The organism is Streptomyces xylophagus (genome assembly GCF_000716435.1).
Taxonomy (GTDB): domain Bacteria; phylum Actinomycetota; class Actinomycetes; order Streptomycetales; family Streptomycetaceae; genus Streptomyces; species Streptomyces xylophagus.
The window spans coordinates 17887-32623 of sequence record NZ_JNWO01000045.1; the positions used below are offsets into that span (position 1 = coordinate 17887).

Here is a 14737-nt window from a genome sequence, read left to right on the forward strand (position 1 = left end):
AGTTGAAGAGCCTGAGACTTACGACCCTGATCGCCGCCGCGACGTTCGCGCTGCTCCCCTCCACGGCCCGGGCGGACGTCACCTACCCCGACCCCCAGCCCATCACAGGCCAGCAGATCATCCACGACCCCACGGTCATCCACCTCAAGTCCGGTGGCTACGTGGCCTATTCGACCGGCGGCATCATCGGCGCCCGCACGTCCAGGGACCGGGTCCAGTGGGACGACGCGGGCAACGCCTTCGCCGCGCCCCCGAGTTGGTGGTACGAGTACAACGCGACCGGCGACCCCTGGGCACCCGACCTCTCCTACCGCGCCGGCCGCTACTGGCTCTACTACGCCGTCTCCTCCTGGGGCACCAACCACTCCGCGATCGGCGTAGCCACCTCCCCGACCGGCCTCCCCGGCATCTGGACCGACCACGGCAAGGCGTTCACCTCGGAGACCACGGACGCCTGGAACGCCATAGACCCGGCCGTCGTCCAGGCCGACGGCAGACTCTGGATGGCGTTCGGCTCGTACTGGACGGGCATCCGCATGGTCCAACTCGACCCCGCAACGGGCAAGGCACTCGCCAACGCCCCCGTGGAACACCTGGCAACCCGCCCGGACGCGCCGTACGCGGTGGAGGGTGCGTATGTGCTCAAGCACGGCGCCTACTACTACCTCTTCGCGTCGTACGACGCGTGCTGCGCGGGCGTGAACTCGACGTACAAGATCCGGGTGGGCAGGGCGACGACGGTGACAGGCCCATACGCGGACAGCACAGGCAAGCCAATGCTGGACGGCGGCGGCGACCTGCTCCTGGCAACCCACGGCCGCTACATAGGCCCGGGCGGCGAATCCATCTTCCAAGACAAAGGTAAGGATGTCTTGGCATACCACTACTACGACGGAGAGGATAACGGCACCCCCAAGCTGGGGCTCAACACCCTGAGCTGGACAAGAGACGGCTGGCCAAAGGTCTTTTAGGGGCGCGGGGAACTGCGCGACCAGCCACAACGCACCGGCAGACAAAACTCAACCCCCGGAAGGAAGCAATGCGCACCGCCCGCTTCACCCTCGACCCCGCCTTCACAGTCGGCGAAGTCAACCCCCGCCTCTTCGGCTCCTTCGTGGAACACCTCGGCCGCTGCGTCTACACCGGCATCTTCGAACCGGACCACCCCACAGCGGACGCGGAAGGCCTCCGCCAGGACGTCCTGGACCTGGTGAGAGAACTCGGCGTCACCACCATCCGCTACCCCGGCGGCAACTTCGTCTCCGGCTACAAGTGGGAAGACTCGGTAGGCCCCGCAGAGAATCGACCCCGCCGCCTCGACCTCGCCTGGCGCTCGACGGAGTCCAACCGCTTCGGCCTCTCCGAGTACATCGCGTTCCTGAAGAAGCTCGGCCCCCAGGCAGAACCGATGATGGCGATCAACCTCGGCACCCGAGGAGTCGCCGAGGCCCTGGAACTCCAGGAGTACGCCAACCACCCCTCCGGCACGACCCTCTCCGAGCAGCGCGTGGCCCACGGCGACAAGGAACCCTTCGGCATCAAGGTCTGGTGTCTCGGCAACGAGATGGACGGCCCCTGGCAGACGGGCCACAAGACCGCCGAGGAGTACGGCAGGATCGCCGCCGAGACGGCCCGCGCGATGCGCCAGATCGACGCCGGTGTCGAACTCGTCGCCTGCGGCTCCTCCTCCCAGGCCATGCCGACCTTCGCCGAGTGGGAGTCGACGGTCCTCCAGGAGACGTACGACCTGGTCGACTACATCTCGCTGCACGCCTACTACCAGCCGACCGACGGAGACCTCGACTCCTTCGTCGCCTCCGCCGTCGACATGGAGTCCTTCATCGAGAACGTGGTCGCGACCGCCGACCACGTGGGCGCCCGCCTCAAGTCGAAGAAGAAGATCAACCTCTCCTTCGACGAGTGGAACGTCTGGTACACGTCGGACTGGGAGGAGCAGGCGAAGAACGCGGACCCCGCCGACTGGCCGGAGGCCCCGCGCCTCCTGGAGGACAACTACAGCGTCATGGACGCGGTGGTCTTCGGCTCGCTCCTGATCGCGCTGCTCCGGCACGCGGACCGCGTCACCGTCGCCTGTCTCGCCCAGCTCGTCAACGTCATCGCGCCGATCATGACCGAGCCGGGCGGCCCGGCCTGGCGGCAGACGACGTTCTTCCCGTTCGCGCAGGCGTCGAAGTACGGGCGCGGCCAGGTCCTGGACGTCCGCGTCGACTCCCCGACGCACGAGACGAAGAAGTACGGCGAGGCCGACCTGCTGCACGCCACGGCGGTGCGCGGCGAGGACGGTTCGGTCACGGTGTTCGCCGTCAACCGGAGCCGTACCGAGTCGCTCCCGCTCCAAGTCGGCCTGAACGGGCTGGACTTGACGTCGGTCGTCGAGCACAGCGCCCTCGCGGACGCCGACCCGGACGCCCGCAACACGCTGGCCGACCCGGAGCGGGTGGCCCCGCACCAGGTCGAGGGCACCGCCCTCCAGGACGGCACCCTGACCGCCGTACTGGAGCCGCTGTCCTGGAACATGATCAGGATCAGCTGAACCGCAGCAGAGCCCTGAACCGAAGCAGAACTACCGGCCGGGGGAGGCCACCGGCGAGACCGGTACTCCTCCGGCCGCGCTGCCCAGCAGGGTCAGGCGTACGTCCTTCGGGCCCGCCGGTGTGGTGCCGTCGGACAGGACTGCCAGCGCGAGTGTGTTGGTGCCACGTGTGCGGAGGATCCCGTTCGGCAGGGCGAAGGTGTGCTGCGGGCCCACGTCGTTGATGTACTGGCCCATGTTCCAGCCGTTCAGGAAGATCTGGACGCGGTAGGCGCGTGCCGGGTCGTCGTCGAGGACGAGGCCGATCGAGGCGTCGATGCCGGTGTCCACGGCGAGCTTGAAGGTGGTCCGGTACCAGGCCACGCCCTGCCGCTGGTCGGCGCGGGGGAGGGTGACGGCCTCCCAGCCGGAGTCGGCGTAGTCCGGCAGATGCCAGCCCTCGCGTTCGCCGTACAGGCCGCCGTTGTTCTGCGGCCCGCGCACCGGGTCGGGAGTCGTCTCGCCCTGGATGCGCCAACTCACCTTCGGGGAGGCGCCCTTGAAGGTCGCGGCGGTCAGACCGCGGGCCACCTTGTGGGTGTCGAGGGCCTTGCCGTCCTGGTCGTGCTGCATGCGCCGGACGAGGACGGACAGGACGTGGGGGCCGGCCGTGCGCAGCTTCTCCGGGACGGTGAGAGTCGGCTTGGCGGTCCAACTGCCCTGCCGCACACTGCTGGTGGTCGGTACCGGCATCCGGTGTGTGCCCAGCGGTTCGCCGTCGAGCCAGGCCATCAGCAGGCCCTGGGTGCCGGTGCTGTAGGCGAGGGTCACCGATTCCAGGGCGTCGGTGGTGGCCGTGGTGAAGCGGCCCCGGTACCAGACATCGCCGTAGTGGAAGCCGTAGTCGTCCGCGAAGAGCACGGGCTGTCCGGCGGGGACGGCCGTCGTGCTGAACGTCGAAGTCCTGTTCGCCGCCGTCCACTTGGAGTCGTCGAAGGCGACCGCGGCCTCCTGGTTCTCCACCTTCCGCCGCCAGCCGTCGAGCGCGGGCAGCGGTACGGCGGGCACCCCGGGCAGCAGCGCGTCCGGGTTCGAGCGCAGGCTCCCGGCGTTGGTGACGGTCGCGGGCACGGCCTGTCCGTTCCAGGTGACCGTGGCGATGCCGCGCGGGCCCCACACCTCCAGGCCGGTCTCGCCGATGACGTCGCCGGTGAGCTGGGCGGTCGTGCCGCTGACGGTGGCCTCGCGCAGCAGTGCCGGACCGTAGACCAGCGCGGTGCCCGAACCGGTCTCGTACGGCCACAGGCGGACGGAGGTGGCCTCGTCGGCGAAGAGGAGCAGGAGGGGGTTGTCGACGCCGCCGCCCTGGACGAGGACCCGGGTCAGGCCGCCGATGCCGAGCGGGACGGTGATGTGCAGGAGACCGCTGTTCCACACCCAGGCGGCCTGTGCGTCGAGCCGGGTCACCACCGGCTCCTCCGGGCAGTCGAGCACGACGTGGGCCATCTCGCCGCGCTTCCCGGCGAACACGGCGAGGTCCTGCCGGCCGGTGGTGAGGGACATCATCGGTGTGATCGTCGAGTACCTCAACTTGCGTCCGTTGAGCGCGAGTTGGGTGACAAGGAGACGCGCGTCCTGGGCCGCGACGGTGACCTCGATGTCGTCGGTCGCCGTCGGCAGCGTCGAGGTCACCGCCTCCGTGCCGTCGTTGCGCAGGACGTAGACGTGGGAGCCGGTGTCGGCGTTGGTGAGGTGGTAGACCTTCAGGCCGTCGGCCTTGACGTCCGCCGCCTTGTCCAGCTTGGCGAAGTCGGGCACGGTGCGCAGCAGATGGCCGAGCTGGTGCATCGGGACGAGCTTCGCGGTCGGGTTGCGGCCCTCGTCGAAGGCGGCGCCGTAGTCGTACGACGTGTAGACGACCGGCGCGGGCAGCCAGCCCCACGAGGTGCCGCCGAAGGTCATGTAGACGCTGTGCAGGGTGAGTCCGTTGGCGAGGTTGGTGAGATAGAAGCGGCGCTCGTACGCCGCGTCACGCGTCCGGCGTGACTCCGCGTACCCCTTGCCCTCGAACCAGGACCCGCCCCACGGGTCGAACCAGCCACCCCCGAACTCGGGCACGAAACCAGGGGTCTTGGGGCTGGCGGTGGCCCCGCCCTTCGCCCCGCCGATCCCGAAGTGCCCCCAGTCCGGCGGTAGTTGGGACGGCGAGGGATAGCCGTCGAAGCCGTACAGCCAACCGCCCGTGTCGGTACCGGTGTCGAAGGACCCCGGGGTCCAATAGCCGTTGCGGCCCTTGTCGTTGTGGAACAGGGGGACGTCGATGCCGTCGGCGCGCACCTTCTTGTACAGGTGGGACATGTAGGCGGTGCCGTCCGGGTGGGTCACCTGGCCGTCGTACTCGTTCTCGATCTGGTAGAGCAGCACCGTGCCCGTGCCCCGGGTGAACAGGTGCTTCGACACAATGGAGTTGACCTGGGTCAGCCACTCGTCGACGTGCGAGAGATACGTCGGGTCGGCCGTCCTGGCGGTGCCCTTGGTGGCGGTCAGCCAGCCGGGGAAGCCGCCGGCGTCGATCTCGGCGTTGATGTACGGGCCGGGGCGCAGGATGACGTAGAGGCCGGTCTCGGCGGCCATGCGCAGGAACAGGTCGAGGTCGCGGACGCCCGTGAAGTCGTAGCTGCCCTGGGCGGGGGAGTGGTAGTTCCACGAGACGTAGATGCTGACCGCGTTGTAGCCGAAGGCGCGCATCTTCTGCAGGACGTCGAGCCACAGGGACGGGCTCGGCAGCCGGAAGGGGTGCATCTCGCCCGACCACAGGACCAGGCGTTTTCCGTCGACGATCAGGGAGTAGCGGTCGTAGCCGATCGTGTGGCTGAGGCCGTCCGCGCTCGGTGGGGCGGGGGCCGGGCCGGTCGGCACGACGTGTGCGGCGTACGCGTCGCCACCGCCGCCGCTGCCACCGCCCAGCGCGAATCCGAGCGCGGCCGTGCCCGCGAGGGTGCTGAAGGTACGCCTGCTCAGCTCCACTGGAAGCTCCTCCCGGGTCCGGACCGTCGGCGGCACGTGCGAAGCCATTTTCCGTGGTGATCCCAGGAGGCCGTCGTGCGGGGTCATTCTGTACGCCAGAACGGCCCACAATGGACGCATGAGGATCTCGGCACGGGCGGATTACGCGGTACGGGCGGTACTGGAGCTCGCCGTACGGGGTGACGACGGCCCGCTGAAGGCCGAGACCATCGCCACGACGCAGGACATCCCGCACAAGTTTCTGGAGGGGATTCTCGGCGATCTCCGGCGCGCCGGGATCGTCGACAGCCGGCGTGGCGGGGGTGGCGGCTACCGGCTGGCGCGCGCCGCGACCGCGATCACCGTCGCGGACGTGATCCGCGCGGTGGACGGCCCGATCGTGTCCGTGCGCGGCGAACGCCCCACGGGCCTCGCCTACACCGGCACCGCCGAACCGCTCCTCCCCCTGTGGATCGCCCTGCGCGCCAACGTCCGCAAGATCCTGGAGGGCGTCACCCTCGCCGACATCGCGGCGGACGCCCTGCCGGAACCGGTACGGGCACTGGCGGCGGAACCGGCGGCCTGGGAGAACCCATGACAAATCGACCTGTACAGGATGTGGCTGTACGGGATGTGGCTGAACCATATGTGGCTGAACCATATGTGGGCTGCCGTCCTGGCGTACTCGGTCCGCGCCTGGCGCCGGGAGAGGGCGGGGCAGGCGTGGACCGAGTCCGAGTCCGCCGAAGGACGGCAGCCGACCGGGGTGTGATCGGCGATCCCCGATCAGTGCTTCCTGATCATCTGCCTCCTGGTCAACTGGTGCTGACGCCCACGGTCAGGGTGGCCGTGTAGCCGTCGGACACGCTGGAGCCGAGCGCGGTCAGCGTGAGCAGACCGGACGCGGCGCCTCCGTCGTCGTAGATCGAGTCGTCGGCGAGGGCCGTCTCGGCGGTGGTGTTGTCCGAGTAGGGCGAGGTGGCCTGCACCGCTTCGTTGAGGTCCGCGTCGAAGAAGAGCTGGCCGGTGTGGACGACCGTGCCGCCGGTGTAGGTGCCGTCGGCGATGGTCACGTCCGTGTGCACCCGCATATGGACGTGGACCGCGCGGGAGACGTAGTGCCCCGGCCAGATGGAGATGAGACTCGCCTCGCCGCTGGAGTCGGTGAGGACACCGCCGCGCAGGAAGGTGCCGTCGTCGTCCTCGGTGTGGCCGTTCTTGCCGACGTAGCCGGAGTACTCGCCGAGCGCGTCGCAGTGCCAGAGCTCGACGAGGGCGTCGGCGAGCGGCGCGCAGTCGTTGTCCTGGTCGACGACGGTGAAGGTGTACTGGACCTCGACGCCCTCCTTGGTCTCCCTGATGTCCTCGCGGATCAGGGCGCCGTCGAGCGAGTACGGCCCCTCGGTGACCTCGGCGGTGAGGGTGCAGACCCCGCTGCTCGCGGACGCGTCCGTGGAGACGGTGGACGTCGCCTCCGATGCCGAAGTCGCCGTGGTGGAGCTTGAGTTGGTTGTGTCGGCCGAGGCGAAACCGGCGGCCGCGAGACCGCCCGCCACAGCCACGGTGCCGCCGCCGATGAGGACGCGCCGGCGCTGGAGGCCCTTGTCCCGGCGGTGCCGGGCGGGCTCTTGGTCGTGCTGCTCGTTGTGCTCTCGTTTTCCCGTCATGCCAGCGAAGCTAGGGCCGTATCTGAAGGATTCCTTAATGTGCGGCTGTGAAGGCCCTGGGGATGGATCGGTCAACGCCCCCTTATTTCAACAGAGTTCACACACTGTGGAGAGAGTGTGAAAGGCGCGTCTGTGAATGGCTTGAGTTCACCCTGACCGATTCCTGTGCCGCTCCCTACGATGCGAGCGCGCCGTCGGTCTTCACAGGAACTTCATTGGTTCTTCAAAGACTTGGGGCGCAGCCACCCCCCAACCCCAAGGAGAAACCATGCCTGGTGGGCTCCTCCTGAGTGGTGCGGTCGCCGCACTGCTCGCCACCGCGCTGCCGTCCGCGCAGCACTCGTCGTCGCCCGTGTTCGACGACCCGCCCCCGGACAAGATCGTCATCAACGTCGCCACCGTGAACGGCTCGGGCTGCCCGCAGGGCACGACGGCGGTCGCCGTCTCCGAGGACAACACCGCCTTCACGGTGACCTACAGCGCGTATCTCGCCCAGGTCGGCGGCAACTCCGACCCCACGGCGTTCCGCAAGAACTGCCAGCTCAACCTGGTCGTCCACGTCCCGCAGGGCTTCACCTACGCCATCGCGAGCGTGGACTACCGCGGCTTCGCCTCGCTCCAACGCGGCGCGAGCGGTGCGCAGAAGGCCTCGTACTACTTCCAGGGCTCGTCGAGCACCGCGTCCAAGAACCACCCGTTCAACGGCCCCTACGACGACAACTGGCAGGCGACCGACAGCACCGACTGGGCCCAACTGGTCTGGGCGCCCTGTGGAGTTCAGCGCAACTTCAACATCAACACGGAGCTGAGGGTGGCCGCCGGTACCTCGTCGTTCAGTGCGGTCAGCTTCATGACGATGGACTCGACGGACGGCGACATCAGCACGGTGTACCACATGGCGTGGAAGGAGTGCCCGAGCTCCTGACGTGAGCTGACATGAGGAAGGGGTGGCCCGTATCGCACCGCGGGCCACCCCTTTTCAGGTGGGGGGATGGTGATGTTCGGGCTGTGTCAGCTCTGGCTCACGCCCAGCGTCAGGGTGCCCGTGTAGCCGGAGGAGGTCGAACTGCCCAGCGCGGTCAGGGTCATGAGGCCGGACGCGGCGCCTCCGTCGTCGTAGACCGAGTCCTGGGCGAGGGTGGTGCGGGTGACCGTGTTGGTCGAGTACGGGGAGATCTTGGCGACGGCGGTGGTGATGGTCTCGTCGATGAACAGCTGGCCCGTGTGGAGTTCGCTGCCGCCGGTGAACGAGCCGTCCGAGGTGAGCGTGACGCCGGTGTGCACCTTGACGTGGATGTGGATGCAGCGGCCGCGGTACCAACCGGGGTAGATCGTGGTGATGCTGGCGAGCCCGCTCGAGTTCGTCAGGACACCGCCGCGCAGGAAGGTGCCGTCGTCCGCCTCGCTGTGGCCGTTGTTGCCGACGTACCCGGAGTACTCGCCGAGCGCGTCGCTGTGCCAGATCTCCACCAGCGCGTTGGGGATCACGGCGCAGGTGCTGCTGTTCACGACGGTGAGGGCCAGCTTGAGCGGGATGCCGGCCTTGCCTTCGGTGACATCGGCGCGGACCAGGGCGCCGTCGAGGTAGTAGGGGCCTTCGGTCATCTCCTCCGTGAGGGTGCAGACTGCCGCCGCGGCGGCGGGAGTCGTACCCGTCGAGTCCGCTGTCGTGACGGTTGTGGGGGCTTCGGGCGCGGCGGCGCCGACGGCCAGCACGGCTGCCGTGGTGCCGGTGGCGATCAGTACGGTGCGGCGCCCGATCGAGTTCGTTCCTGCTCCAGAAGTGTCTGTCATGAACACGGCACCTTAGGGGCGGAGTCTGTCCGCCGGCTGTGAGGGCGGCAAAGTGACGAGGCGTCAAGTTACTTGCGAGACAGGGCACATGGTCATTGCCGATACCTGCCTCCCGTCGGCGCGATGGGTCGGGAGAGGATCAACGGGTGAACGACTCCGACCCCCGCCGCGCCGAACCCGGCGAGTTCCCGAGACTCGCCGCCGCGCTCGACACCGTCAACCGCGACTTCGCGGCGATCTTTCCCGACCACGATCCGCTGGTGCTGATGGTCTGGGGCTGGGACGAGGACATCGCCGAACGGGTCTACGTCGCCCGGTCCGACGGCGCCTGGCAGGGCAACGGCCTCGCGGAACCGGACGCCGATGCCTCCGACCCCCTCGACGCCGTCGCGGACGCGGCACAGGACACGGTGATGGAACTGTTCTGGCAGGCCTGGCCGGTCTGCCCGTTCCACAAGATGGGCACGCATCCGCGTCTCGAGGGGACAGAGGTCGACTGGGTGTGGGGAGAGGACGCGGGGCCGCGCGTGGTGTGGTGGTGCCGGGGCCATCACGGCACCGACTGCCACGACCTCGCGCCGGTCGGGGAACTCGCCGGCGCCCTGCCCGGGAAGCAGCGGCGGGAGATACGGCGCAGGGAGCGGAAGCGGGGCGGGGCGCGGTAGTGCCGTGGCCCCGCCTCGCCCGAGGTCAGGGAGCGAGTCGACGCTCAGCCGACACGGAATAGGCGTGGCGGCGGAAGGACAGCATGGTGTCGTCGGAGGGGTCCACGCCGGGGGCGAGGCGGGTCGGGTCGAAGACCTGTTGCTGCCAGTGGTCCTCGCGGGCCGAGCGGGCCGTCACGTGCAACTGCCCTGCCGGGATCAGCGGTCGGTGCTCCGGCCAGGCCTGGGAGGGATCGTGGGTCGGGTCGTCCGGTTCCGCGAACTGGAGGACCAGGGTGAAGCTGAGGGGGCCGGTCTTCAGCCGGGAGTCGAGGTCGCCGATGAGGAAGTCCGGGGCCAGGGTCTCGGCGTACGCGGAGTCCAGTTCGACCTCGCCGAGTTGGGGCACGAGGCGGTAGCGGAAGGGGCGGCGCTCACCGGATTCGTCGACCAGGACGAAGGCGTGCAGGCCGTCGTAGCGGGCGGTGGCGAAACTGGCGGGCGCCTGCTGACCCGCGAAGGACTTCAACGCCCCCCGGCTCTCCGGGTGTTGGGCGAGTACGGTGGCGAACTTGCCGGCCGCAGCCAGCTTCCCCTTGGCGCGGTCGGCGAATCCGCCCTCGGTGCCCGCCTTGCCCAACGCCTCGACGAGGTCGATGAATCCCTCGGGATTGTGACTCGGGAAGACCCGGAAGGTCGCCGCCACCAGATCCCAGACGCCCTTGTCGGCATCGAGGAACTTCACCGCCATCCCGCGTACGCCACGCACCCGGTCGTCGGCGTCGAAGCGCCCCGAGCCGTTCGAGAAGCGGACGACCGCCTCGGACTCGGCGAGGAGAGGGACGGCGGTCGTCCACTTCGCGACCTGCCCACTGGGCACGAAGTGCGCGTCGTAGACGGCCCCGCGGGCGTGCAGCCGGCGATCGTGCGGACGCGGCGGCGCGGCGGCCTCGATCCGGTCGACGGCCTGGGCCGCGGTCATTCCGTCCGCGGTGACCGAGGAGTCGGTGACCGAGGCGTCCTGCGGTGACTGTGACATGGCGGCATCATCGCACCAGCGCCTCCCGCAATCCCGTTCCCCGCCGCCACCATGGCGCCAGTTGGAGCACGCCGAACACCGCCTCCACGGTCAGGAACAGCCACAGGAACCGAGGGGCGCCCTGCGCGAGGGCGTACCCCTGCCAGGCGGTGAACAGCACGCGGGCCACCCCGTCGAGCAGCCCGTACAGAACCAGCGGGCGGACGAGCCGCAGCACGGCCCAGACGACCACCACCGACCCCATCAGATTCGCGTACAGGGTCTGCACCGGGTCGAGTTCGGGCAGCACGCCCAGCCCCCAGTCCCGGCCCAGCGACGACAGTGCGTCTTGCACCAGCGCGTACGTCCACGGGGTCGCGAAGCCGGCCGTCACGACGAGGTCGTACCAGGCACTGGCCCGCACGACCCGGAGATAGGAAGCGATCGTCATGCCGCCGACGCTAAACAGTGGAGTGCGGTCCAAGGTCAAGCCATCAAGTCATCATGTGGGCATGCGTATCGGGGAGTTGGCGACACGGGTGGGTCTGAGCAGGGACGCGCTCCGGTTCTACGAGCAGGTGGGCATCCTGAGCAGCGATCGGCTCGCGAACGGGTATCGCGACTACCCGCCCGAGGCGGTTCCCTGGCTCGAGTACGTCCGTACGGCCCAGGCCCTCGGCTTCTCCCTGGCCGAGATCGCCGAGCATGGGGAGGAGTTGACCGAGGCGTCTGATCAAGCGGCGGCGCTGTCCGCCCTGTTCGCCGACAAGGTCCGGATCATCGACACCCGCATGACTGAACTGGCCGCCCTCCGAGCTGAGTTGACGGCCCGCGCCGGTACGGACTGCCCCCTGCGGAAGCAGCCGACACCCGTGGCGCGGGCCGGGAGACGGTCAGGATTCCCGGGGTGACGACGGGCTCACTGGAGCGACGGGTGTGACGTCGCGCGGACGGTCCACGGTTCCTGGTCGATGTGCGCCGAGTCCAGCGTCATCCCCGCGAGGAGGCCAAGGGCCCCCGAGACCACGCCCAGCAGCAGGGCGGCCCAGTAGGGGACGACATCCAGCAGGAACGGCAGCGCGAAGAGGGCGCCGACCGCCGCGATGCGCAGATGCGAGGCGTGCACGCCCGGGAGGTAGCGGGCGGGCCGGGGCACCGGCGCGACGGCGAGTGCGGGGTCGGTCTCCCGCAGCGGGGCGGCACCGTCGCGCAGGAAGGGTTCGTAGTCCTCCTCCACGGTCTGACCCCAGACCACGTGACCGGAGTCGGAGACGAACGCGGCGGGTACCAGACGTTCCTTGTTTGTCCCGGCGATGTCCCGCCACCGGGTGGGCCAGCACAACCAGCCGCCGTGGCCGCCGAGTTGGGCCACGGCGTTGGCGAGGTGCTTGTCACCGACCGCGCTGCTGTGACCGGCACTCATGGCCTGGAGCCGGACGGTCGGTTGCCCGCCGGTGTCGCCGTCGTCCACCAGCTCGACGCTGTAGGTGGCGCGGGCGGCGATCCTACCGAGGCCCTGCCCCGTCGGATACCGGTACGTCTCCAGCACCGGCGTCCCGAACCGGACCCGGACCGCGTGGACACCACCCTTGGCGGCGTCCTCCTTGAGCATCCGCTGCATGGGGCCGAGATAGCTCTGCAGCAGGCAGAGAAGACACACGGACGTCACCACGCCGACGATGAAGGTGAGCCCGCAGTACACGGCACCGAGTGCTGAACCCCGGCCGCCGTAAGCGCTGTTGGCGGCGGCGAAGGGCGCCCAGACGACGAGATACGCCGTCGCGACGAGCCCCCAGTCCCGCCGCACCGTCCCCAACGCGCCGGGTATCGCCTCCCGGGGAGCACTGGCCGCCGCCATCGGCTTCACGAGTGGCGCCGCCCGGCAGACGACCAGCCACCCCACGACGAACGCCGCCGCGAGGGCCAACGGCACGAGGATGTCCGGACGCGCGTGGTGCGGGTCGTACTGGAACGCCGCCGCGGCCCAGGCGACGGCCGTCGACAACAGGGCCGCCGCGCCGAGAGTTCTGGCGAGTGGCGTGGAAACGTGCGGCATGTGATCTCCCCCCGGACCATGGTGCGGAGATCATATGCGGCGTTTCGTCAGACGGTGCGGATGAATTCCGTCCAGGTGGCGGGGGAGAGGGCGAGTTGAGGGCTCTGGGGGTTGTGGGGGTTCTGGTTGTTCTTGGAGTCGCGGATGTGGATGGTGGAGGGGGAGGTGGCGATCTCGACGCAGTCGCCGTCGCCGCTGCTGCTGTAGCTGCTCTTGAACCAGGCCAGGTCGGACGTGCTCATAGCGCTCCTCGTATCCGTTCCAACAGGCTCATGGACTCCTCCGAGGTGAGAGCCTGTGAACGCATCCTGGCATAACGCTGTTGGAGCACGCTTACTTCTTTCGGCTCGGAGATCAACAGACCGGCTCGCTGCCCCTCGCAGTAGGCGAACCACGTGTTGTTGGGGGTCTCCAGCAACTGCATGGGACCGGCCAACCCCGCGTGGCTCTCCCGTACTTGCGGCATGACCTGGACCTCGATGTTCCGAAGCTTGGCGACCTCAAGTACGTGGTCGATCTGCCCCCGGGTGATCTCAAGCCCGCCGGTGCGCCGCAGGAACAACCCCTCCTCCAGGATGAAGCTGAACGCCGTGTTCGGCCGTCCCCTCAGCAACTCCTGCCGCTTCGCTCGCTCTACCCACTGCGCCTCGACCTGCGCGTCGTCCATCGGCGGCAGTTGTTCCAGGAACAGGGTCCGCGCGTACGCCTCGGTCTGCAACAGCCCTGGAATCATCCGGCACTCGTAGGTGTACAGCGTGATCGCCGACTTCTCCTTGTGCGCCCACTGCCGGAACCAGGACGCCAACCCCGGCCGCCGCTCCAGGTGTTCCGCAGCTCGCTGGACCGCCCCCGTGTTGCCCAGCACCGGCTCGGAGCGATCGACGAACATCGAATCCGGCATCCGCCTCCCCAACTCCACCGACTCCACGGTGTGCTTGGAGAACCCGATCTGCCTTCCGAACTCCTCCCGGCTCAACCCCGCATGCTCCCGCAAGGCCTGCAACATCGCCCCGAACGTTCGCAGGCTGTCGGACACTTCGGGCTCGCCGCTGCCCTCGACCATGGTCACCCACCTCCCGCGCACATGGTTACGGAACGTAGCGCGTACTGTCCAGCGTGTGACCCCGTACGCTGCCGCAGCGTACGGGGTCGGGACCTGGTGAAGTGCCCTCCCGGAACGCCACATTGGGCCCATGACCATCCAACCCCCCGTCACCGTACGTACGTTCACCCAGCGCCTCAGCCCAACTCCCCGCGGCGCCCGCCTCGCCCGCCACCTCGCCCTCAACCAGCTGGAAGCCTGGGGCATCCCGCACGGCAGTGACTCCTCCGACGCCGTCGCCCTGATCGTCGCCGAACTCGCCGCCAACGCCGTGACGCACGGGCGCGTACCGGGACGGGACTTCGAACTGCGGCTCTCCCTCGTCACCGGGAGCGTCCGGATCGAAGTCACCGACACCCGCAGTGGGCCGCGTCCCCCGGGACCCGGGGCCGTACGGGAGCCGTTGCCGCTGGCGGAGTCCGGGCGCGGGCTCGTGCTCGTCGGCGCGCTCGCGGACCGGTGGGAGGTGGTGGACCGGGAGCCGTTGGGGAAAACCGTCCGCGCGGAGGTCGACGTGCCACGCTGGTTGTCCCGTTTCCAAGGCGCCCCACCGGTGCGATGATTGGCCGGTGCTCATAGCCCTGAACGTGCTGCTTTTCGTCACCGCCTTCTTCTGTCTCGCCGTGGGCATCGCGGCCGTCACGTCGACGCGGGTGCTTCCCTGGTTGGTCGGCAAGGTGATCAGGCCTCGGCTGTGGGGCGCGGGATACATCTTGTTCGGTGTCGTCGTCCTGTACCACGCGGTGGTCGCACTGGCGCCTGTCGACCCGGCGGTCTCCATGGTGCTGACAGCCGTCACCACGGCGACGGCTCTTGGCGGCCTCGGGATGATGTGGTCCGCCCAGCGGGTCGGCCGGGGGACGCCGTCGCTCCCCACCGGGCCCGGCGTCACTGAGTAGCCTTCTCTCACAGGTTCC

General features: G+C 69.0%; 16 protein-coding genes. 8 read left to right on the forward strand and 8 right to left on the reverse strand.

Features of this window, described 5'->3' with window-relative positions; translation table 11 throughout:
• The first annotated feature begins 2 nt into the window (after nucleotides 1-2).
• Together OO70_RS47900 and arfA are read left to right on the forward strand one after the other, a co-directional pair.
• Nucleotides 3-971 (forward strand): arabinan endo-1,5-alpha-L-arabinosidase, encoded by a 969-nt coding sequence (locus OO70_RS47900; protein WP_043687128.1) that lies wholly within the window; start codon nucleotides 3-5, stop codon nucleotides 969-971.
• A 68-nt stretch (nucleotides 972-1039) separates the two neighbouring features.
• Nucleotides 1040-2554 carry an arabinosylfuranosidase ArfA gene (gene arfA, locus OO70_RS47905; RefSeq protein ID WP_043687130.1) on the forward strand — a complete coding sequence of 505 codons (1515 nt, stop codon included), beginning with the start codon at nucleotides 1040-1042 and terminating at the stop codon, nucleotides 2552-2554.
• A 30-nt stretch (nucleotides 2555-2584) separates the two neighbouring features.
• Here arfA and OO70_RS47910 read toward each other — a convergent pair whose 3' ends face one another.
• The gene (locus OO70_RS47910) at nucleotides 2585-5560 is read right to left on the reverse strand and encodes a glycoside hydrolase family 35 protein (protein ID WP_043687132.1); all 2976 of its coding nucleotides are present in this window, start codon (nucleotides 5558-5560) and stop codon (nucleotides 2585-2587) included.
• Nucleotides 5561-5678: 118 nt separating this feature from the next.
• Here OO70_RS47910 and OO70_RS47915 point away from each other — a divergent pair, with 118 nt between their 5' ends.
• Nucleotides 5679-6137, forward strand: coding sequence for an RrF2 family transcriptional regulator (locus OO70_RS47915; RefSeq protein WP_043687133.1), 459 nt, complete (start codon nucleotides 5679-5681; stop codon nucleotides 6135-6137).
• 217 nt (nucleotides 6138-6354) lie between these two features.
• On the opposite strand, the gene OO70_RS47920 is transcribed toward OO70_RS47915, so the two are convergent.
• On the reverse strand, nucleotides 6355-7206 hold the full coding sequence (locus OO70_RS47920) for an intradiol ring-cleavage dioxygenase (RefSeq protein ID WP_043687135.1): 852 nt from the start codon (nucleotides 7204-7206) through the stop codon (nucleotides 6355-6357).
• A 268-nt stretch (nucleotides 7207-7474) separates the two neighbouring features.
• On the opposite strand from OO70_RS47920, the gene OO70_RS47925 reads away from it, so the two are divergent.
• On the forward strand, nucleotides 7475-8131 hold the full coding sequence (locus OO70_RS47925; RefSeq protein WP_043687138.1) for a DUF4360 domain-containing protein: 657 nt from the start codon (nucleotides 7475-7477) through the stop codon (nucleotides 8129-8131).
• A gap of 86 nt (nucleotides 8132-8217) precedes the next feature.
• Here the strand turns inward: OO70_RS47925 and OO70_RS47930 are convergent, their stop codons facing one another.
• The gene (locus OO70_RS47930; protein WP_043687140.1) at nucleotides 8218-9000 is read right to left on the reverse strand and encodes an intradiol ring-cleavage dioxygenase; all 783 of its coding nucleotides are present in this window, start codon (nucleotides 8998-9000) and stop codon (nucleotides 8218-8220) included.
• Nucleotides 9001-9146: 146 nt separating this feature from the next.
• Between OO70_RS47930 and OO70_RS47935 the strand changes: the two genes are divergently transcribed.
• Nucleotides 9147-9665: a hypothetical protein gene (locus OO70_RS47935; protein ID WP_043687143.1), complete on the forward strand. Its 519-nt coding sequence runs from the start codon at nucleotides 9147-9149 to the stop codon at nucleotides 9663-9665.
• A gap of 25 nt (nucleotides 9666-9690) precedes the next feature.
• Here the strand turns inward: OO70_RS47935 and OO70_RS47940 are convergent, their stop codons facing one another.
• On the reverse strand, nucleotides 9691-10683 hold the full coding sequence (locus OO70_RS47940; protein ID WP_043687145.1) for a catalase: 993 nt from the start codon (nucleotides 10681-10683) through the stop codon (nucleotides 9691-9693).
• Between the two features lie 7 nt (nucleotides 10684-10690).
• Nucleotides 10691-11113: a hypothetical protein gene (locus OO70_RS47945; protein ID WP_043687147.1), complete on the reverse strand. Its 423-nt coding sequence runs from the start codon at nucleotides 11111-11113 to the stop codon at nucleotides 10691-10693.
• A 61-nt stretch (nucleotides 11114-11174) separates the two neighbouring features.
• Here OO70_RS47945 and OO70_RS47950 point away from each other — a divergent pair, with 61 nt between their 5' ends.
• Nucleotides 11175-11573, forward strand: a complete 399-nt coding sequence (locus OO70_RS47950; protein ID WP_043687200.1) for a MerR family transcriptional regulator — start codon at nucleotides 11175-11177, stop codon at nucleotides 11571-11573.
• An 8-nt stretch (nucleotides 11574-11581) separates the two neighbouring features.
• Here the strand turns inward: OO70_RS47950 and OO70_RS51585 are convergent, their stop codons facing one another.
• From OO70_RS51585 to OO70_RS47965, 3 genes are read right to left on the reverse strand one after another with little or no spacing between them, the layout of a single operon-like run.
• On the reverse strand, nucleotides 11582-12718 hold the full coding sequence (locus OO70_RS51585; RefSeq protein WP_051742373.1) for a hypothetical protein: 1137 nt from the start codon (nucleotides 12716-12718) through the stop codon (nucleotides 11582-11584).
• Nucleotides 12719-12765: 47 nt separating this feature from the next.
• Nucleotides 12766-12960: a DUF397 domain-containing protein gene (locus OO70_RS47960; RefSeq protein WP_043687149.1), complete on the reverse strand. Its 195-nt coding sequence runs from the start codon at nucleotides 12958-12960 to the stop codon at nucleotides 12766-12768.
• Nucleotides 12957-13781, reverse strand: a complete 825-nt coding sequence (locus OO70_RS47965) for a helix-turn-helix domain-containing protein (protein WP_043687150.1) — start codon at nucleotides 13779-13781, stop codon at nucleotides 12957-12959. The genes OO70_RS47960 and OO70_RS47965 overlap by 4 nt, the downstream gene beginning before the upstream one ends.
• Before the next feature lie 130 nt (nucleotides 13782-13911).
• On the opposite strand from OO70_RS47965, the gene OO70_RS47970 reads away from it, so the two are divergent.
• Together OO70_RS47970 and OO70_RS47975 are read left to right on the forward strand one after the other, a co-directional pair.
• On the forward strand, nucleotides 13912-14382 hold the full coding sequence (locus OO70_RS47970) for an ATP-binding protein (RefSeq protein ID WP_043687153.1): 471 nt from the start codon (nucleotides 13912-13914) through the stop codon (nucleotides 14380-14382).
• Between the two features lie 7 nt (nucleotides 14383-14389).
• On the forward strand, nucleotides 14390-14719 hold the full coding sequence (locus tag OO70_RS47975) for a hypothetical protein (protein WP_043687155.1): 330 nt from the start codon (nucleotides 14390-14392) through the stop codon (nucleotides 14717-14719).
• The last annotated feature ends 18 nt before the right edge of the window (nucleotides 14720-14737 follow it).